At 44.5% G+C, this 19763-nt stretch carries 14 protein-coding genes and 1 tRNA gene; 11 read left to right on the top strand and 4 right to left on the bottom strand.

What is annotated here, in order from left to right; all coding sequences use genetic code 11:
• Positions 1-3: 3 nt before the first annotated feature.
• From J2S00_RS12145 to J2S00_RS12115, 7 genes are all read left to right on the top strand, one after another.
• Positions 4-1179, top strand: a complete 1176-nt coding sequence (locus J2S00_RS12145; RefSeq protein ID WP_307340050.1) for an exonuclease SbcCD subunit D — start codon at positions 4-6, stop codon at positions 1177-1179.
• Positions 1176-4613 carry an AAA family ATPase gene (locus J2S00_RS12140; RefSeq protein WP_307340047.1) on the top strand — a complete coding sequence of 1146 codons (3438 nt, stop codon included), beginning with the start codon at positions 1176-1178 and terminating at the stop codon, positions 4611-4613. Before J2S00_RS12145 ends, J2S00_RS12140 begins: the two co-directional genes overlap by 4 nt.
• Positions 4614-4905: 292 nt before the next feature.
• On the top strand, positions 4906-6870 hold the full coding sequence (locus J2S00_RS12135) for a TRAP transporter permease (protein ID WP_307340044.1): 1965 nt from the start codon (positions 4906-4908) through the stop codon (positions 6868-6870).
• A gap of 79 nt (positions 6871-6949) precedes the next feature.
• Entirely contained in the window at positions 6950-7933 is a 984-nt protein-coding gene (locus tag J2S00_RS12130; protein ID WP_307340041.1) for a TAXI family TRAP transporter solute-binding subunit, read from the top strand.
• A 134-nt stretch (positions 7934-8067) separates the two neighbouring features.
• Complete coding sequence (locus J2S00_RS12125) at positions 8068-9513, top strand: FAD-binding protein (RefSeq protein WP_370875875.1); 1446 nt, start codon at positions 8068-8070, stop codon at positions 9511-9513.
• The gene (locus J2S00_RS12120) at positions 9514-10056 is read left to right on the top strand and encodes an MFS transporter (protein WP_307340039.1); all 543 of its coding nucleotides are present in this window, start codon (positions 9514-9516) and stop codon (positions 10054-10056) included.
• 269 nt (positions 10057-10325) lie between these two features.
• Positions 10326-11318: an MBL fold metallo-hydrolase gene (locus tag J2S00_RS12115; protein ID WP_307340036.1), complete on the top strand. Its 993-nt coding sequence runs from the start codon at positions 10326-10328 to the stop codon at positions 11316-11318.
• Positions 11319-11575: 257 nt separating this feature from the next.
• On the opposite strand, the gene pdxA is transcribed toward J2S00_RS12115, so the two are convergent.
• From pdxA to J2S00_RS12095, 4 genes are all read right to left on the bottom strand, one after another.
• Positions 11576-12571, bottom strand: a complete 996-nt coding sequence (gene pdxA, locus J2S00_RS12110) for a 4-hydroxythreonine-4-phosphate dehydrogenase PdxA (RefSeq protein ID WP_307340033.1) — start codon at positions 12569-12571, stop codon at positions 11576-11578.
• On the bottom strand, positions 12568-13860 hold the full coding sequence (locus J2S00_RS12105; protein ID WP_307340030.1) for a four-carbon acid sugar kinase family protein: 1293 nt from the start codon (positions 13858-13860) through the stop codon (positions 12568-12570). The genes pdxA and J2S00_RS12105 overlap by 4 nt, the downstream gene beginning before the upstream one ends.
• A 58-nt stretch (positions 13861-13918) precedes the next feature.
• The gene (locus J2S00_RS12100) at positions 13919-14902 is read right to left on the bottom strand and encodes a 2-keto-3-deoxygluconate permease (protein ID WP_307340025.1); all 984 of its coding nucleotides are present in this window, start codon (positions 14900-14902) and stop codon (positions 13919-13921) included.
• A 167-nt stretch (positions 14903-15069) separates the two neighbouring features.
• On the bottom strand, positions 15070-16866 hold the full coding sequence (locus J2S00_RS12095) for a sigma-54-dependent Fis family transcriptional regulator (protein ID WP_307340022.1): 1797 nt from the start codon (positions 16864-16866) through the stop codon (positions 15070-15072).
• Between the two features lie 181 nt (positions 16867-17047).
• On the opposite strand from J2S00_RS12095, the gene J2S00_RS12090 reads away from it, so the two are divergent.
• The 4 genes from J2S00_RS12090 to J2S00_RS12075 all read left to right on the top strand — a co-directional run bounded on the left by J2S00_RS12090 (position 17048) and on the right by J2S00_RS12075 (position 19617).
• The gene (locus J2S00_RS12090; RefSeq protein ID WP_307340019.1) at positions 17048-17764 is read left to right on the top strand and encodes an alanyl-tRNA editing protein; all 717 of its coding nucleotides are present in this window, start codon (positions 17048-17050) and stop codon (positions 17762-17764) included.
• Positions 17765-17929: 165 nt separating this feature from the next.
• Positions 17930-18433, top strand: coding sequence for a hypothetical protein (locus J2S00_RS12085; protein ID WP_307340016.1), 504 nt, complete (start codon positions 17930-17932; stop codon positions 18431-18433).
• A 109-nt stretch (positions 18434-18542) separates the two neighbouring features.
• A tRNA-Arg gene (locus J2S00_RS12080) sits at positions 18543-18618 on the top strand.
• A 213-nt stretch (positions 18619-18831) separates the two neighbouring features.
• On the top strand, positions 18832-19617 hold the full coding sequence (locus tag J2S00_RS12075) for an SdpI family protein (RefSeq protein WP_307340013.1): 786 nt from the start codon (positions 18832-18834) through the stop codon (positions 19615-19617).
• The last annotated feature ends 146 nt before the right edge of the window (positions 19618-19763 follow it).

Here is a 19763-nt window from a genome sequence, read left to right as displayed (position 1 = left end):
TTGGTGCGCATCTTGCATACGGCCGACTGGCATCTGGGACGCACATTGGAGGGGCGCAGCCGGTTGGAGGAACAGGCACAGTTTTTAGACGAATTGTATGAGATTGTGCTTGATGAAAAAATTGATGTGATCCTGATGGCCGGGGATGTGTTTGATACCGTTAACCCGCCTGCTGCGGCAGAGCAATTGTTTTACGAAAGTATAGCGCGCCTGGCAGATAAAGGGCGCCGTCCTGTGGTGGTGATCGCTGGCAACCATGATCACCCTGACCGGTTATCTGCGGCGGTATCCTTAGCCAGGGAGCATGGGATAACCATTGTCGGCTATCCAACGGAAGACGTACTGCATATTTCCGTCCCGCAGGCAGGAGAAGTGCTGCGCCTGGCAGCTTTGGCTTATCCCTCTGAATCCCGCCTCAATGAATTGCTGGCTGATAAGTTGGGTGAAACCCTGTTGCGGGATGAGTATGACCTGCGTATCCGCCGGGTGTTTGAAACCATGGCCCGCCACTTTACAGCCGGTACAGTGAACATAGCCATGAGCCATTTGTATGTGGCTGGAGGCAGCTCCACGGAATCGGAACGGCCGATCGAAGTGGGTGGGGCCTATACAGTAAGGACCACCAGCTTACCTGCTAGCGCGCAATACATTGCCCTGGGTCATTTGCACCGGCCTCAAGATGTGAAGAAAGCTGAGGCTCCGGCCCGTTATTCCGGATCTCCCTTGGCCTTCAGTTTTTCCGAAGCAGGGTACGCCAAATCCGTGACGGTGGTGGATGTACGTCCGGGAGAAGAAGCACGGATCAGTGAAATACACCTTTCCAGCGGCAAACCCCTGGTGCGCTGGAAGGCGGAAGACGGGTTGGATGAGGTGTACCGCTGGATTGATGAAGGGCGGGACCAGCATGCCTGGATTGACCTGGAAGTTCATGTGCAGCATGCCCTGTCGCTGGAAGAGATTCACCGTTTAAGGAAGCTCCATCCCGGTTTTATCCATATCCGCCCCGTCTTTCCGGAACAGGAGCAAGACAGTGGATATAAACGTGAAACCCAGCTGCCTATTGAAGAACAGTTTAAACGTTTCTATAAGCGGCAAACCGGCGGGGCCGAACCGGAAGAGGCCTTGGTGCGTTTATTTCTGGAGCTGGTCAATGAACAGAAGGAGGAGACAGAAACATGAGACCCGTGTCCTTAACAGTGCAGGGGTTACACAGCTTTCGGGAAGCACAGGAAGTGGATTTCTCCCGGCTGTGTGAAGGCGGCGTGTTTGGCATTTTTGGTCCGACAGGGAGCGGCAAGTCGTCCCTGTTGGATGCCATGACGCTGGCTTTATACGGCAAAGTAGAGCGGGCAGCGAACAATACACAGGGGATCATCAACCATGCTGAAGATCAACTGGCTGTTTCCTTTACCTTTGAGCTCAACAACGCCCAGGGGTCCAAGCGCTACAGGGTGGAGCGCAGTTTTAAGCGCAGCGGGGAGGTTACGGTCAAGACAGTGACTTGCCGGCTGCTCGACGTCAGTCATGAACCGGTCGTCCTGGCTGATAAAACGAGTGAGGTCAACCGCAGAATCGATGAACTGTTAGGGTTGTCCAGCGAAGACTTTACCCGGGCTGTGGTGTTGCCCCAGGGGAAATTTGCCGAATTCCTCTCCCTCAAAGGGGCGGAGCGGCGGCAAATGTTGCAACGCTTGTTTAACCTGGAGAAATATGGGGACCAGCTGCGGCACACTCTGAATCAGCGCTTGCAGGAGGTCAAACATGAACTGAACGAAGTGCAGGCTGAGCAGGCGGGACTGGGAGATGCCTCCCAGGAGGCTTTGCAAGCTGCTGGGCAAAAGGTAAAGTCCTGTGAACAGATGTTGCAGCAGGCTGAAGAAGAACGGGCTAGGGCGGAACAAGACCATGGGACCAAGCAAAAAATTTGGGAGAGGCAGCAGCAAAAAAAGGAGCTGGAGCAAGAACTGTACAAGCTGAATGAGCAACACGCCACCATCCAGCGGCTGGAGGAAGAACTGAAACGGGCTGAACAAGCCCAAGCCCTGCTCCCCTATGTGGCAGAATATGAAACAAGCAGGCAAGCGGTACAGGAATGGCAACAGAAGCACCAGCAAGCTGAACAGGCACTGAACAAGGCCAAAGCGGCTTACGGGCAGTCTAAATACGCTTATGAACAAGCACAGCACAAAAGAAGAGCGGAAGAACCACAATTAACGGTGCGTCTGGAGCAATTGAAGCAGGCCAAAGAAATGGAACAGCGCTTGTCTGCCTTGAACAAGGAAGAGCAGCAGCTGAAAGAGGAGCTGAACCAGCTTGATAAAGAGCGGAAGCAAACCGCTGCTCAGTTGGAAAAGGAAAAAGAACTGAAGAAGCGGGGAGAAGAGCGGCAGCAAGAGCTGAGAGCACAGCTGGCTAAATGCCAAGTTTCGGCTGAGCTCAAAGAAAGAGTGTATCAGGCCTATCAAGGGATGCGGGAGATTAGCCATCTGCAGCAGGCCGCTCGTGAACTGCTCAGTGAACAGGAGGAAAAGGAGAAAAGCTTAAGCCAAGCACGTCAACAGGCCAGCGATCTGGATCAACAAGTGCAGCAAGAGGCCAAGCGGCTGGGGCAACTGTTTCAGGCCACGCAGCAGTTATGCGATGAAGTGTGTGAACAAGAAAAACGGATAGAGCAGCTGTCTGGTATCCTAGAGCGGAACATAGAGACCAAACAAGAAGCGCTAGAAAGGGAAAAAGTGGCCCATCTGGCCCGGCAGCTGGCTCAAGATCTGGAGGAAGGAAAACCTTGTCCTGTTTGTGGATCAACCCACCATCCAGCCCCTCTGGAGAAGCAGGAAGATGGAGAAGAAGATCTGGCCAGGGAGCTGAAACGCCTGACCGAATGGCAGCACGAGGCCAGCGCAGCCCGAAGCCAGCTCCACCCTCTGCAATGGAGACTGGAGCAAATGGCCGAACAGATAGTGGAACTCATGCCGGATAACGAAAGGTTATTAGGCAGGGCACACGACCAGCTTCATGCAGGGCAGGAAGGGCAAAACGAGATTGCGGCTGCTTCCACTCCATCAGCTGCTTCAATGAATGATTTGGAGCAGGTTTACCGGCAAATGCAGGAACACGTTTCTGCCTTAGGAGTTCAAGTGGAACAACATGAGCAGCTCGTCAAACAGGTGGTCAAAGCATGGAGGGAGAGCAAACAGGCATGTGACAAACAGCGTCAGTCCCTGCAAGCCAAAGAAGAGGAACACAAGCATCTTGCTCAGAAGTTAAAACAGATGACGGATCGTCTGACAGAAGCAACCCGCCGCTGGCAAGAGCGTTATCCAGGATTTTCATTAGAGACCATCGAAGCTGAACAACAGCGAGTCAGCCAATTGGAGAAAGAGGCAGAGGACTTGCGCCAACGTCTGGAGAAAAGTGTGCCGTTCTTGGAAGAAAAAGAGCAAAATATTAACTTGCTGTCCCAAAATCTCAACCGGCTGGATGTCAAGCTGGCAGAGCTTCAGTCAAAGCTGACAAGTAAAAGCGAAACTATACAAGATCTTCAAGCTCAGCTGAAGTGGATCACCAACGGACGTGATGTCCAGCCATTGATGGACGAAGTGGATCAGCAACTACTACGCTTGGTCCACGAGGAACAACAGACTCGATCGGTATATGAACAAGCCCAGCAAGCGTGGCAGGAAGCTGAGAAGCAACTGGCCACTGCTAATCAGGCTTTGGAAACGGCCCAAGAAAGGTGGCACAAGGCCGAAGCTGTATGGCAGGAAAAACAAGCCCAATCTTGCTTTGAAAATCTTGCTGCTGTGCAGGAAGCGGTTTTGCCAGAGCAAGAGCTAAGTGCTTATAAGCAAACGATTGAGGACCATTATGATACCAAAAAGCAGCTCGTTGCTTCAATTCAAAAACTGGAACAGCAACTGGACGGACGGAGCTTGAGTGAAGAAGAATGGCAAGCTGCCATTCGCAGGTTAAATGAGGCTAAACAGAAGGTCGATGAGGCCCGTGAAGCCAGAGGAGCGGCCCTGGAGATGCTGAACGAGTTACAGAAAAAACATGCGCGCTATAAAGAGCTTCAGAAGAGAGAACAAGAACTGACTGTCCTTGGTGAACAATACGACAAGCTGCAGTCGGTGCTGCGGGGCAATGCCTTCGTGGAATACCTGGCCGAAGAACAGCTGATACAGGTCAGCCGGGATGCCTCGGAACGGCTGAAGAACTTGACGCGGGGACGGTATGCCATTGAAGTCGATTCCGCAGGCGGATTCGTTATTCGGGATGATGCCAACGGAGGCGTGAAGCGGCCTGTGTCCAGTTTATCCGGGGGAGAGACGTTCCTTACTTCTCTGGCCCTTGCTTTGTCCCTGTCAGCATCCATTCAATTGCGCGGACAGTACCCCTTGCAGTTTTTCTTCCTGGATGAAGGATTTGGCACCCTGGACCAGGAGCTGTTGGATACCGTGGTGTCTGCCTTGGAAAAACTGCATTCTGCCCAAATGTCCGTCGGAGTGATCAGCCATGTGCCTGAACTAAGGGCCCGTTTGCCCCGCAAACTGATTGTTGAGCCGGCCGAACCCAGCGGCCGGGGCAGCCGCGTGCGCTTGGAGACGTTTTAAGTATAATTTATATTCTTTTCATCATGGAAATAACTTATAGAGATGTGTGTTGTGGCCCGGTCTATCAAAGTTTAAAAAAGACCGGGTTATTATCTTGTTTCCACTTGAAACTTTAGAAGCAACCCTTGCTACCTTCTCCAGGGAATTCAGATATACAACACCATATATATTTCGAAATATTGTTGACATACTAAAGGGAAAAGGATATCATTTCTACTTAATAATAATTTATCACATCACAGTAAAACAGTATGAGTACTGGGTATATAAAGCAACAGAAAGGAAGGCATCTATGAACACACCAAAAACGATTAACTCAGGTGAAATTTCGGAAGAACTCCCTTATAAATATGAAGGAGATACGCGTATGCGTCAATATATGGGAATAATGGCTGTTATCATAACAGCTCTATCTGTGATATGGGGACTATTTCAATTGTATGTTTCAAGTTTTGGCGTTTTAGATGCAATTATCCTTCGGTCTTGGCATATTATTTTCTTACTTGTGATGGTTTTTTTATTATTCCCTGCGGGAAAAAAACCCGCCTATTCCTTACATAGACCCACATGGTGGGATTGTATCTGTCTGCTGGCGGGTGCTGCATCTTTTGGTTATCTTATTCTCAATTATAGTGAAATAGCCCTTAGGGGAGGATACCTGCTGCCACTTGATTATCTCTTTGCCGTATTGGGTATTTTGATCGTATTTGAAGCAGCCAGGAGAACGGTCAGGAGTTTGGCTATCCTTGCGGCCGTTTTTCTTCTCTATAATTTTGCCGGAAGTTACTTGCCAGGTATCCTTGGTCATGTCGGATTTAGCTGGAAGCGGATTGTTGAACATTTATTTTGGGGCGGCCAAGGTTTATTAGGAATAGGAGCAGGTGTTTCGGCTACTTTCGTTTTTATGTTCATCCTATTCGGATCATTCTTAAAGATAAGTGGGTTTAGCCGGTTCATTAATAATCTTGCTTTAACCATAGCTGGACGTAGCCCTGGAGGACCAGCTAAAGTGTCCGTTATTGCCAGCAGTCTGATGGGGATGGTTAATGGAAGTGCACTAGCCAATGTAGCCACAACAGGTTCTATTACAATTCCCATGATGATTAAAAATGGATACAAGCGTAAATTTGCAGCCGCTGTTGAAGCAGCCGCTTCAACCGGGGGCCAGTTTGCACCGCCGATCATGGGAGCAGCAGGATTTATCATGGCCGAGTTTTTGGGTGTTCCGTATACAACTGTGATGCTGGCCGCTGTAGTACCGGCTTTCCTCTATTTTCTGACGCTCATTATGGCCGTACATTTTGAAGCCAGGAAGACGGGCCTAAAAGGAATCTCGAAGGAAAATATACCCAAAGTCAAACAGGTTTTGAAAGAGGAGGGCCATCTTAGCATCCCCTTAGTGACGCTGATTGTTTTATTACTTTTAGGCTACACACCTTTATATGCAGCTGTTTTTTCTATCATAGCTACTGTGCTAGCCAGCTGGTTAAGAAGAAAGACCAGAATGGGGCTCAAAGAGATCATTCAAGCATTTGAAGAAGGAGCTAAAAGTGCTGTCAGTGTCGGAGTCGCTTGTGTGATTATTGGCGTGATCGTGGGAACCGTTTCTTTAACAGGACTGGGATTAAGCTTTGGCTACGGCATTCTAAAATTTGCCGGAGATCAGTTATTTTTAGCCGCACTGTTTGTGATGATCCTCAGCATCATCTTAGGTATGGGTGTTCCTGGCGTTGCAGCATATGTTATTGTCGCTGCTGTTGCGGCACCAGTCTTAATTGAGTTGGAGGTTCCGGCCATAGCTGCTCATATGTTTGTGCTGATTTATGCCTGTTTATCAAACATTACACCGCCTGTAGCCCTCTCATCGTATATCGCTGCAGGAATAGCAAATGCTGATCAAACTCAAACCTCACTCGTTGCACTAAGACTGGGATTAACGGGCTTTATTATGCCTTTTATGTTTATCTATCATCCTGAAATACTGCTTCGTTCAGAGCATATAACTGAAAGTATGATCCCTATTATTACTGCTACAATCGGGGTCCTTTCTCTTGCTGGGGCAAGTCAAGGATGGCTATTAAAGCAAACAACTCATGCTCAAAGGTTGGTATTATTATTAGCAGCATTTTGCTTAATCGAACCATCATTTCTATTTGATATAGCGGGTGTTGTATTATTTGTTGTCGTTTTAGCACTGCAAATATATCAAAAAAATAATTTTCAGTTGAAAGATGAACAGTTTGACCAAGTACCATGAAGTGGTGACTTAAATAGGGCTTGGAACAGGTCCTATTTGAGAAATAAAATAAAAATAATATAGATTGAGGGGGATCAAAATGAACAAGAAGTTATTAATCTTAATGGCAAGTGTGATCGTTTTAATGATCATGCTAACCGGATGTGGAGATTCGGAAACCGGAAGCGATGGTTCATCAGTGAGTTTGCAATTTCCGACAGCTTCCACAACGGGTACCATTTACCCTCTAGGTTCAGCCATGGCCAATTTATGGCATGAAGAATTGGGCTATCAAGTGAGTGCCCAAGCATCTAATGGTGGGGTACATAATCTAAACCTGCTGAAAGATGGGGAAGCAGATATCTCGTTTGCCACAGTGGGGATTATTTGGGAAGCCTACCATGGTGAACGTTCATTTGAAGGAAGACAATATGATGACGTGAGAATCATAGCTGGATTATATTATAACCCGAACCAATTTGTTGTCCGTGCAGAGGCGGGGATCGGATCAATAGCTGACATTAAAGGGAAACGCTTTGCGCCAGGTGCCAGCGGAAGCACGCCTGAAGTCGAATCCAGCATTATTCTCACTGAATATGGATTAAACTACCCGGATGACATCCAGGCCAATTTTGTAGGTTTTACGGAAGCAATTGATCTGATGAGAAATAATCAGATTGATGGGGCATTAATTCAGGCTGGTCTCCCTACAGCAGCCGTGACCGAAATGACGTCCACCGCCGGAGGAAAATTAATTGGTATTGATCCTGAGATACGGGCCTCATTAATGGAAAAATACCCCTGGTACTCAGATTTCGTGATTCCGGCTGGAACCTATGACAACCAAGATGAAGATGTAGAAACCTTGGCCATTAAAATGATGCTGATTGCCGATGCCTCAGTTGATGAGGAAGTGATATACAATTTAGTGAAAACGATGTGGGAAAACGTAGAAAAACTAGAATCAGCCCATCCAATTGTAGAACAGTTTGATATTAACCAAGCAACAACAGACTTAGCTGGCATTCCGCTTCATCCAGGAGCTGAAAAATACTATAAAGAAACAGGGGTGTTAACAGAATAAGATAAATAAGTATATTATAATGTTTTCAAGACCAATATATAAACCACACACTCTGTACATGGTGAACAAGTAATTGATACTGTGGCTGATAAGTGTGTGCATCAGTCGATGTCATAAGGAGTTCGAAAATAGTGATATCCAAGAAATTGAAGCTGGTCCTTTTATTATGTACGAGTGTCTACATATTATTTTTTATACTTTCCATTAATGGACATAGAGAACAGGACGAGCTAATCATGACAGATGTAAGCAGATTAATGCCAGTTAAAGTGATGAAGATCGTGAAGGAGAAGGAAGAAGAAGCTATACTTCAAGTCATTCAAGAAGCTAAACAAAAAGGTTTGAAAATATCAATAGCAGGACAACGACATAGTATGGGTGGGCATACCTACTATAAGGATGCAGTTGTGCTAGATATGACGGAGTATAATAGAATACTGGATTTTAATCAGGAGAAGAAGACGATTAGAGTTCAGAGCGGTGCGACCTGGGATGATATTCAACAGGTCATTAATCCCTACGGTTTAGCCGTAAAAGTCATGCAATCACAAAATATATTTACCATTGGCGGGTCGATGAGTGCTAATGCCCATGGACGAGACATTCGTTATGGCTCTCTTATTGATACCATTACATCCTTTAGGCTGATCAATGCTGAAGGAGAAATTATTCAGGTAAGTCGTGAAGAGAATAAAGAGTTATTCCCTCTTGTGATAGGCGGATACGGGCTGTTTGGGGTGATTTTAGATGTAGATATAGAACTGACCAATGATGAACTTTATGAGATGCAAACAAAAGTCATGGATTATAAGGAGTATGCCCAATACTTTAAAGAAGAAGTCAAAGATAATCCTGATGTGCGCATGCACCTGGCGAGAATTTCTACAGCCCCTGATTCGTTCTTAACGGAGATGTATGTAACGGATTATGTTTTAGCCTCTGAAGAAATCCAAAAAAAGCTAGGTGAATATAATCAGCTTAAAGAGGATCAACATACCTGGATCACTAAATTGATGCTGGGTTTATCCCGGAAGTTTGATTGGGGAAAAAATATATTCTGGGATATGCAAAAAAGCTATTTTATGAGTACCAATGGTTCTTTGGTGACTCGAAATAATGTGATGCGTTCAGAATCAAAGTTTTTAGAATATGAACATCAAAGCAAGACCGATGTCCTGCAAGAATATTTCATTCCCATTAATCAATTTCCAGCTTATATAGATGCTTTAAGGGAGCTTCTTAGTGAAGAAGATTTAAATGTAGTTAACATCACCATACGCTATGTCCAAAAAAATGAAGAGGCTGTGTTGTCCTACGCTAAGGATGATATGTTTGCCCTTGTGCTGCTGATTAATCATGGTTTATCGGGTAAGGAACAGGAGGAAGCCACTAGGGTAATACAGAAAATGATAGATATCACGCTTGATCATCATGGCAGCTATTATCTTCCTTACATGCCTTACCCTACAAAGGAACAAATGCTTAAAGCGTACCCTAGAACAGATGAATTTTTTCAAAAGAAACTCAGATATGATCCAGATGAGCTGTTTACTAACTTTTTTTACGAAGGGTATAAATAGATGGAAACAATTAAACTCAAATGGTTAATCATTACTCAAAGCAGTGTTTTCTTTGCCAGCAGCCTCATTTTCCCCTTTTACATCCTGTTTATCAAAAATGTTGGCACAAGCTATGCTCAATTTGGGTTAGCCTATGGCATATTTGGCTTAAGCGCGGCTCTGATTCATCCAGTAATAGGCCGCTTGTCCAGGAGAGTCAATCATTATTACTTGTTAATCATCAATGCTTGGGGAATAGCAGCTGTCCTATTATTTTTTCCACATATCAATAGTGTCTTCCAAGTATACTTCATCCAAGTTATTCTTGGATTGTTTGGGGCGCTGCAAAAACATGGAGAAAAAATACTCTTAGCAGAATTGACGGACGGCCTGGAAAGAGGAATGAAAATAGGCCATTATCATTTTTGGACATCTATCTTCTCTGCTTTTGCCATCATACTCGGTGGATTTTTATCAGATTATTTCACCGTTTATATTATTTTTTATATTAGTTCAATCATCTTTTTTATCAGTGGATTGCTTCTCGCATGTAAGAGTATGTAGAAAAAATAAAGCAAGGAGACGACGGGGGCATATTGAGAGCCAAAGCAGGTTTGATGTTCGAACGACGGTTATTCCAACTTTTGGAGATAAACCCCGGGCAGTTTTTCAACTCCGCTTTCAAATTACGAACAATAGTAGGAAACAAGTGCAAGTTGTCAGCCGCCGGTGAATGTATACGAGTGATGATGTATATTTTTGGGCAGGATTTTTTAAAAAATATTTCGAATTAATTCTGAGTGAGTAGTCATTCATATCTAGGAGGTTATAACATGAAACCTGTAACAAAAAAGAAAGTGGATGGGGTGGAGAGAATTGAGCTGCCAACGCCTTTTCCTGTTGGACCGGTCAATGTATATCTGGTTCAAGGCGAAAAGCTGACTTTGATTGATACCGGACCCAATACTGCCGAAAATTTTGATCTGTTAAAGCAGGAGCTGTCCACAAGAGGGTACAGCATCCATGATCTTGAACAAATTGTCTTAACCCACCATCATGTGGATCATGTCGGTTTATTAGACCGCATTTTGCTGGACAATCCGGTGCCTGTCTATGGCCACCCCAACTGCCGTGTCTGGCTGCGTCAAGATAAGAAGTTTGCGGACTGGTACCTTCGCTTTTACACCACCTTTTTAGAGCGTTTCGGCGTACCAGCTGAATTGAGAGGTGGGGTCTATCTAGCTCTCAAAATGATGGATAAGTATTCCTGCCATACGGATCTGGATGGGGAGCTGCTTGAAGGTGATCGTGTGCCCGGATTACCGGGGTGGCGTGTGATCGAAACGAAAGGTCATGCCCAAAGCCACATTTCCTTCTACCGGGCCTCCGATAAAGTGTTGATCGGTGGTGACCATATCATCAAACACATCTCGTCTAACGCCCTGATTGAACCTCCGGCTGATCCTGATCAACCACGAGTGAAGCCCCTGATGCAATATCATGAAAACCTGATAAAATGTGCACATATGCCGATTGACATCGTCCTGTCCGGCCATGGTGAGCCGGTGGAAAATGTACCGCAATTGGTCAGTGAACGGCTGAATCATGCACAAAAACGGGCCCAGGATATCAAGGAGATTATTCAAGACGGTCCGAAAAGCGGTTTTGAAATTGTGCAGGCCCTGTTTCCGACTAAATATCAATCGGAGCCCATGTTAACAGTTTCTGAGACGGCAGGTCATTTAGATCTCCTAGTCGAACGGGGAGACATTTTAGAGGAAGAAGACAATGGTATTCTAACCTATCGGACTTGCCTTGAGGGCTAATTTAACGTTGGATAAGAGCAATTGTACCAAGAACTGGTAGGTTAGCCAGAGAGTTTGACCGCCTGGCCATTCTGGTAAGTGAACAAAGTTCAACTTGTGAAAATGGGGAATGCGAACTTTTCCAAAGACCGATGCCAAGATACCAATTTTGCGGCATGCCGCCCGACCAAATGGCATCGGTCTAGAACAATATCCATGAGATCCTGGACGATCAATTTCCTTAAGGCGTTACGTACATATTCTGTCTCATATTTGAACTAACTTTTCGGAGCTAATTCTACAGCCACCCGAATAGCTTCAATCATACTGCGTTCATCAGCTATATTTTTCCCTGCAATATCAAAAGCAGTCCCATGATCAACAGATGTACGGATAATGCCCCCTTTTAATCCAACAGTAATATTAACACCTGCTTCCAGACCAAGTACTTTTATAGGCCCGTGTCCTTGATCGTGATAACAGGCAACCACAATATCAAAATCACCACGTCCTGCACGGAAGAAGAGTGTATCCGCCGGATGCGGGCCAGATACATTGATTCCTTCTGATTGGGCCTTGCGGATACCAGGCAGTAGTTTTTCTTCTTCCTCACCATTACCAAACAAGCCATTTTCACCGGCATGAGGATTGATTCCGCAGACAGCAATGCTTGGATATTCTTTTCCTGCCTTTGTCAGGGTTTCATGTGCCAATTTAATGACCTTATATGTCCGCTCTGGATTGATCATTTCAATGGCTTTAATTAAGCCCACATGCGTGGTGATGTGAATCACTTTAAGCTTTGGTGATGAGAGCATCATGGCATAATCTTCGGTGCCTGTTAAATCAGCCAATATTTCTGTATGGCCCGGGTACATGTGCCCTCCTTTATGCAGTGCCTCTTTATTGAGGGGAGCGGTGCAGATCGCCTGAATCTCACCTTTTTTGGCCAGCTCGATGGCATGACTGACATATTGAAAAGCTGCGTCGCCAGCTGCTGCAGATACCTTGCCAAAAGGTAAGTCGGGTGGAAGTAAATCCAAATCAATGCAATCAATGGTACCATAACGGCAGGCTGCTTCCTGGAGGTTTGAGATCGGTCTAATCGTTAATCCCGAGTTTGTGATTTGATTGGCCCTTTCTAAAATTTTGGCATCCCCAATCACAACAGGTTGACATTGCTCATAGATTGATACATCTTTCAGCGCTTTAACAATAATTTCCGGTCCTATGCCGGCAGCGTCCCCCATGGTAATGCCTATCACAGGTTTCATTTTGCATCTACTCCTTGTAATCGTTTGATTGCACGAATAAAAGTATGTTCAGAACCAAAGGCCCCCGCTTTTGTGATCACATACTGGTTTAGACCATTGATTAATGTACCTATTGGCACTCCGGTTTCCAGTTCATCCAGCAATTCGAATCCCTTGACGCCAAGATTGTTACATACTTGTCTGGCCGTATCTCCACCTGTCAGCAACATGCCCTTAAAGTAACCTAATTGGATCAGCTTAGAGGCAACCATTCCCAGGCTTTCACTGATCAGATTGCCGACGTCCGCAGGGGTTAATCCTCTTGTTTTACCTTCTTCTTGTGCTTGTTTCACCTCATGGGGAGAGGCAGAGGAATAGAGGGCGATATGATATCCCTGTTCAGCCCACTGCTTGGCTTGCTGCAGGGCTCTTTCGGTTTCCTCCGAACGGCATTTATTTCCTCTCACCAGTTGTAAAGAATGAAGTTGTATTCCCTTGACGTCAGACAAGGCTAAAGCGCGGTCTAACTGTTTTCTTGAAACTTGGCTGACACTTCCCACGACAAATAACACGGGATCTTGATTTTCCGGGATCATGATCTCTTTTTTTGGCCTCTGCCAGTGATAGATTTCTGGCAAGTGATTGGCCAAACCCGCAGAACCAACCCATACCACTGCTTCATCTATATCATGCACATATTGTGCCAGATTTTGCAGATCTTCTTCTGTTTCAGAGTCAAAAACAATATAAGGTGTTTCCTTTAAGCGCCATTCATCCAGCTTGTTTTTAAACTCCTCAAACCCAAGTTGCAAGGTCTTACGAGTAATCAGTCCCACTGGCCTTTTGGTCTGGCTGGCAAGTAAGGCGGGGATATAAGATTCCCGTACAGGACTCTTGGGATCTCTTGAAATCTCAGTTTCATGCAATAATGTGCCATGTAAATAATGATATCCATTGCTCACGGTTCTCCCGTTTTGGGGATAGCCGGGAGCGATCACGACAAAAGCGGGTTGAATGGCATCATAGACGGCGTCTATCTCAGCTCCAATATTCCCTCTCAGCGTAGAATCTATTTTTTTATAGATAATCGGATGATATGCTTTAACCATCTGGGCTGCAGCTTTTACTCGTCGATAAGCTTCTTCTGCACAAACTGAACGGCTGTCTGTATCTATTACGACGGCATCACTGCTCACCCAGTGCCCCGGCTGGGGATCAAGCAATACAGATGTTTTTAAACCATAGCGGGCCAGTTGAACCCCGCTATCATTGGCTCCTGTTAAATCGTCAGCAATGATTGCGATTTTCATGCATGGATCACCTCATTAAATGGGGTAAAGCCCAAGCCATGGACCTGGGCCTTACAGACTAATTTGCTGATTGATAGTATTGCTGCAGCTTGTTTTTCTTTTCTAAGCGTTTAACCAGGAAGGCAATGTAAATGGGTAATAAAATGGCTGTGGTTACGGTGCTGGCTGCCACCTGGACCGTAGCCAGATCAGCCACACTGGCAAAAGATGCATTGGCCGCAGCTATAGCAGCTGGAGTGGCCACTGCATTACCTGCCGTAGAACCTTCTGCTGCTCCGACGATAGGATTCCACCCAAAAGCTTTAAAGACCAGATAGCCTGCAGTTCCAGTTAGCAGCACGGTGGCTACACCTAACATGACACCGCTCAAACCACCCTGGATGATGGCTTCAAAGTTAATGCCCATTCCCAAAGCAAAGGCAAAGAACGGAATCAGCATATCGCTTCCTTTTGCCAAGAAATCCCTCATTTCAGAGTCGAAGTTACCTAAGATCATTCCAACAACAACCGGGAGTAAGACAGAGATAAACGCGGTTACAGGGAACATGCCGTCAACAAAGCCCATCGCCCCAAAGATGGCCAGCGCCACCATGGTTAGGAAAGGTCCGTCGTTTAGGGCTAAGATAGAGTAAGCTGCCTTATCATCTTCTTTACCGTACTGTCCGACAATGGCCATGTACAGACCGCCGTTGCTGTTAGTCATAGCGGCAATGATGGCAATAGGCGCCAAGCCCAAAAACAAACCATTTGGTCCAGCCATGATATAAGCAAGTAATCCTACAGCAGCACCGACAACCCACTTAACAACCAGCAGGGTGGTGCCTTTTCCAATAGCGACGCCTATATTTCTTAAGTTAATTTGAGCCCCTGCACAAAGCAAAAACAGGGCGATTAAAGCGCTTGCACCATTAACAAATAGCGCTTCTGTAAAGCCTCCAATTCTAAGCAGATCCGGTGCAAAGGTATTAATGGTTGCCGCTAACAACAACGGTACAACCATCATCCCGCCAGGAATCCGATCAAGTGTTGCCTTGATCTTCATGTGACTACCCCCTTTAAACTAATTGCTTTGTTGCAAAATAAAACATTTTATGCTCATATCTATTTTTCTAAGCGCTTTCACTTTGATTTTAATAAAAATTGTTATATAAAACAATAGTTTTTTATGAAAAAATTAAAAGAACTAAAATAACGTTGCAATATGCAACGTTATTTTAGTTTTCGCCATAAAGTGCTTCGATTGATCCCCAGTCTCTGAGCGGCTCGGGTTTGGTTCATATTTTCTTCCTGTAATACTCTCGTAATAATATCTTTTTCGATTTCTGCCAATGGCTTATTCAAATCAATGGGCACTTTTTCTAAATCACCACAATGATCAATCGCTTGTAGATGAGGGACAAGGTCATTTTGATCGATATACTCTCCAGTGGCTGAATGGACCGCCTTGGCGATCACATCGCTTAATTCACTCAAATTTCCTGGCCAAGAATGTTCATAAAGCAGGTTTAATGCCTGATCACGAATACCTACAATTTGCTTCCCAAATTTCACATTATATTGGGCGATAAACATCCTAATATATTCGTTCAAATCTTCCAAGTGTTCTTTGAGCGAAGGCAATCTGATCTGCCTCTTCTTAACTTGCTTAGCCAGTTCAGGAGACAATTTTTTCTTTTGAAGTAAATCAAGTGGACTTTCGGTGAATATAAAAATAACCTGGCACTTTTTCGTCTCAATCGCCGCTGTAATTTTCTCTTGCTTGTTGATTGCCAAACACTCAATTCCTTGTATTGCAAGTGTTCCCAAGTCAATATTGCCTAATAGCTGTATTAAACGTTCCATAGCCTCCTGAGAATCATGATTGATGCGGATCAGTAAAAAGTCTCCCTCTTGTTGCAGGCCGGAACTATGGATAATACCAGCTAATGTTTTCTTTCCTGTTCCGTTTTCACCGTACAATGCAATTGGGCCGGTTTGTTGTGCCAGGCTTTGCCCTTGTTCAATCACATTTTTTATGGCTTGGCTGGTACCGAGAATTTGGGAAAAAGAGCTAATGGCGGGTGTGGTTGTCATGATGGATATAGCATGCTTCCCATTTGAATGATTTAACTGAGTAGAAAATCTTAAATAGTACTGTTTGCTACCCTGGGCCAACTCTAAGCTTCCTTTGTTAACTTCAATCATTTGCCCATTAATCGTTATCATATGTGAAGTTTCTTGAGCTTCTGTTTTTTGATTTGAATGTGTATCAATATGCTTTAAAAACGGCAAATAGGTATAAACAGAAGAACCTTTCATGTCTTCTTCATCAATTGCAGGCAACATTTTCTTAAACGATGGGTTGGCCAATTGAATGATTCCTTGTTGATCATAAATGATAATGGGTTCTTTTGTCCTTTGCAGTAATTGTGCATAGGCTTGCACCTTTTTAGTCATGTTTTCAATAATATCATAGGTTTGTCTTGCTTGTTCAAATGCCTCTAATAGCGACTCTTTGCCTGACGTAATCAGTATTCCTTGCAGGCCGTATTCCTCTGCCGTTTTATACGTAATTGTGTCTCCTATAATGATCCGGGCCCCACCAGCTTTGGCTGTTTGAACAGCTTGTCTTACCTCTTCCTGGGAATGGATAATGGTATGGGGGATGTTAATCTGTAACAAATTAGATACTGAGACAAATCCCTGGCAAATGTTAGGGAATCCTATGAGATGAAAGCCAGTATTATAATCCTTAACCAAGGTTAACGTACGCAGAATATCATACCCTGATACCTGTATCTCAATGACCGGCAATGATGTATGTTCCCTTAACAACCGGGCTGTTCCGCCGCGGCTGATAATCAGGTCATAACCTTCTTTTTCAAATTGTTTGGCAATGGGGATTGCTTCTTCTAAATCTCCTTGCCTTACTGTTATATCAAATAATGTTTGTTCTTTGGCCAGTGTGTTAGCCAGCTGTTTTAATCCCGGATAGGGAGCGATCACTAATGCTTTTATTTTCTTCACCTTTTACACCACCTTTTGTTGCATTATGCTACACTTATTATAGCTTACTTTTCGCTGTAAGCTAAGTTATCAATTGGAGCGCTCTTTATATACGGTAATGATAAGTTTAAAATAAAGATAACATTGGATTATACAAGATATCTTTTTAAAAAAGTCATTGTTGGGCCAGGAGGGAAATGACATGACCATAGCGTTGTTTCTGGAAAACAGTTATCTGAAATCGTGTAATGCACAAGTAGTTCAAATTAATGGAGAGGAAGTGATCCTTGACCAAACTATCTTTTACCCGGGGGGAGGGGGTCAAGAGCATGATACCGGTTTTCTTGTACAGAACGGACAGGAGTTTGAAGTGTACAAGGTGAAAAAGCAAAATGGGCAAATTGTTCACTATACTAAAAATGCAAACCGATTAGCCAAGGATCAAGTGCAACTCGTTTTGGACTGGGAAAGACGTTACAACCTGATGCGGCACCACACTTTATTGCATGTGCTGGGCGCTGTAGTGTACAACAAATATGGATCGTTGTGTACAGGTAACCAAATTTATGAACGCCGGGCACGTATTGACTTCAACAACTTGTCAGACCTGTCTGAGGAGGAAATCAAGGAGATCGAAGCTGAAACCAACCGGCAAATCAAGGCCAATCATCCAGTGTCATTCCGCGTTGTCAGCCGGGAAGAAGCTGAACAAATGCCGGGTGTAATTAAAACACTGGTCAGTCTCTTGCCTCCAGCAGTACAGGATATTCGCTTAGTAAAAATTGGTGATATTGATGAGCAGGCCTGCGGAGGAACACACGTAAAGGAGACAGGTGAAATAGGCATTCTGCAAATCACAAAAGTGAAAAGCAAAGGCAAGAACAATAAACGTATAGAAGTGAAGGTGTTAACTTCTTAACGTCACTTAATACCCTTAGGTGTATTCAAGCCCCGTTTAGTAACAAGTTGTAGACCGCAATTTTTTTAATATTTTCGTTGAATTATTCTTATTTATTTGCTATATTAAACATATGTAGAACATTTGTTCTTAATCTAATCTTTTTGAAATGAGGAGACTGGTCTCATGGATAAATTGGATATGGTTTTACAAGAAATTGAATCCATAAAAAAGGCGATGGCAACGAAGGATGACATTGCCAATATGGCAACGAAGGATGACATCGCCAACATGGCGACAAAGGATGACATCGCCAACATGGCAACGAAGGATGACATTGCCAATATGGCAACGAAGGATGACATCGCCAACATGGCGACAAAGGATGACATTGCCAACATGGCAACGAAGGATGACATCGCCAACATGGCGACAAAGGATGACATCGCCAACATGGCAACGAAGGATGACATTGCCAAAATTGAAAACAGAGTAGCCAATATAGAGGAAAAAGTCAAAGACTTTCCTTATGTTCGCCGGGCAGTACTCGAAATTGGTGAACGTACAGCAAGGATGGAAGTGAGGCTGAAGCAAATAGAAGAAAACATGGTCAGAAAAGAAGATTTGAAGTTTTATGACTATAAAATTGCCCAGCTTGAGCATGAAATTTTTAATCTAAAGAATAAGTAATCTGTAAGGCCTTGGCATCTTATTTAAATGTGAACAATAAGTCCAGCTGACAAAAGGCTCTAAGCATGGTATAATAACCTCGTGTTAGCTATTTTAATGGTCAATTATTGAGCCCGTAGCTCAACGGGATAGAGCAGCGGCCTCCTAAGCCGTCGATGCAGGTTCGAGTCCTGCCGGGCTCACCAGGATTATGTAAATAATTTCTATTGCTTGATCAAGATCGCATGAAAAGTAACATAGTAAGTCATCAAAGTAACGGCTTATCCTCAAGCGTCAGTTGCTTTTTTATTTTACCGGATAAAGTTTGGTCAGATAATAGGGATATGCAGAATGGTTAGGAAGTCTGGTCAGGAAAATGTTTAAAGTATACCTTTATCCTTAAAGAAGGAGTGCAAGTTATGGGTACAAATCATTATAGGACGCAAGCTCCTGAGCGGCCGCCGCTCATCTCTGCATTGGATGTGGTGTTATATCTGCTTCTTTTGGCTGCACTGGTGACAGGAGTTCTTTTTCGGCCTATGTTACCTGAGAAGATTGCCGTTCATTTCAATCCTTCCGGTGAGCCTACTCGTTATGAATCCTCATCCTTTACCCTGTGGTTTATCCCAGTATTGGGCATGGGGCTTGTCCTGTTTAATAATCTCATGCACTGGCTGGCGCTTTCTTGGATGTATTATTTTCAGACTGACTCTGAAGAAGACGCTCAGCAGAATGGCGGAGAGAGCGGGGGACTAACCGGGAAACAAAAACAGGAAATGGCCCGCCTATTTGCCTTTCTTAAAGTGTTTTTAACAGTCATGTTTATTAGCATACAGGCTTACGTCATATATTGGAATATGCCTGGCACTGATTCACACACATGGTGGCTCCGGATCGGTGTTGATCTATTAATAGGTTTGTTTTTTGTATTGTTAGGATTACTTTTTTACCGCAGCCACTTGCCTGTCAATATCCCCTGGTGGCCGGGTCATCGTTCCCAGGAAGTAAACCAGGTGTTTAATAAAAGAATGAGCTTGGCTATGGTCTTGGCGGGTCTGTTACTGATCGTGTTAAGTATTGTCTTAGATGAGTTAAACATTGGTTCAGTGCTTATCGTTACCCTTGTGATTCCTTTGGCCGGTATCGTTTGGGGAATTATCGCTGCCCAAAGGATTTGGAAACAATTGAAGGAAGGGCATATGTGAACGAGTCCCGCTTAGACACCTTTGGTATGAGTAAAATATTTGTTGGAGATTTATTTCCCTTTTCATACAGGTAATGGCAAAGCCGTTAACTGGATGAAAAGGCCCCCAAGCGGAAGCGCGGTAGGGAATTAACAAAATGGATGAAA

This window comes from Caldalkalibacillus uzonensis (assembly GCF_030814135.1).
Classification (GTDB): domain Bacteria; phylum Bacillota; class Bacilli; order Caldalkalibacillales; family Caldalkalibacillaceae; genus Caldalkalibacillus; species Caldalkalibacillus uzonensis.
Note: the sequence above shows the minus strand (reverse complement) of the source record. Positions and strands in the feature narration are given on the sequence as shown.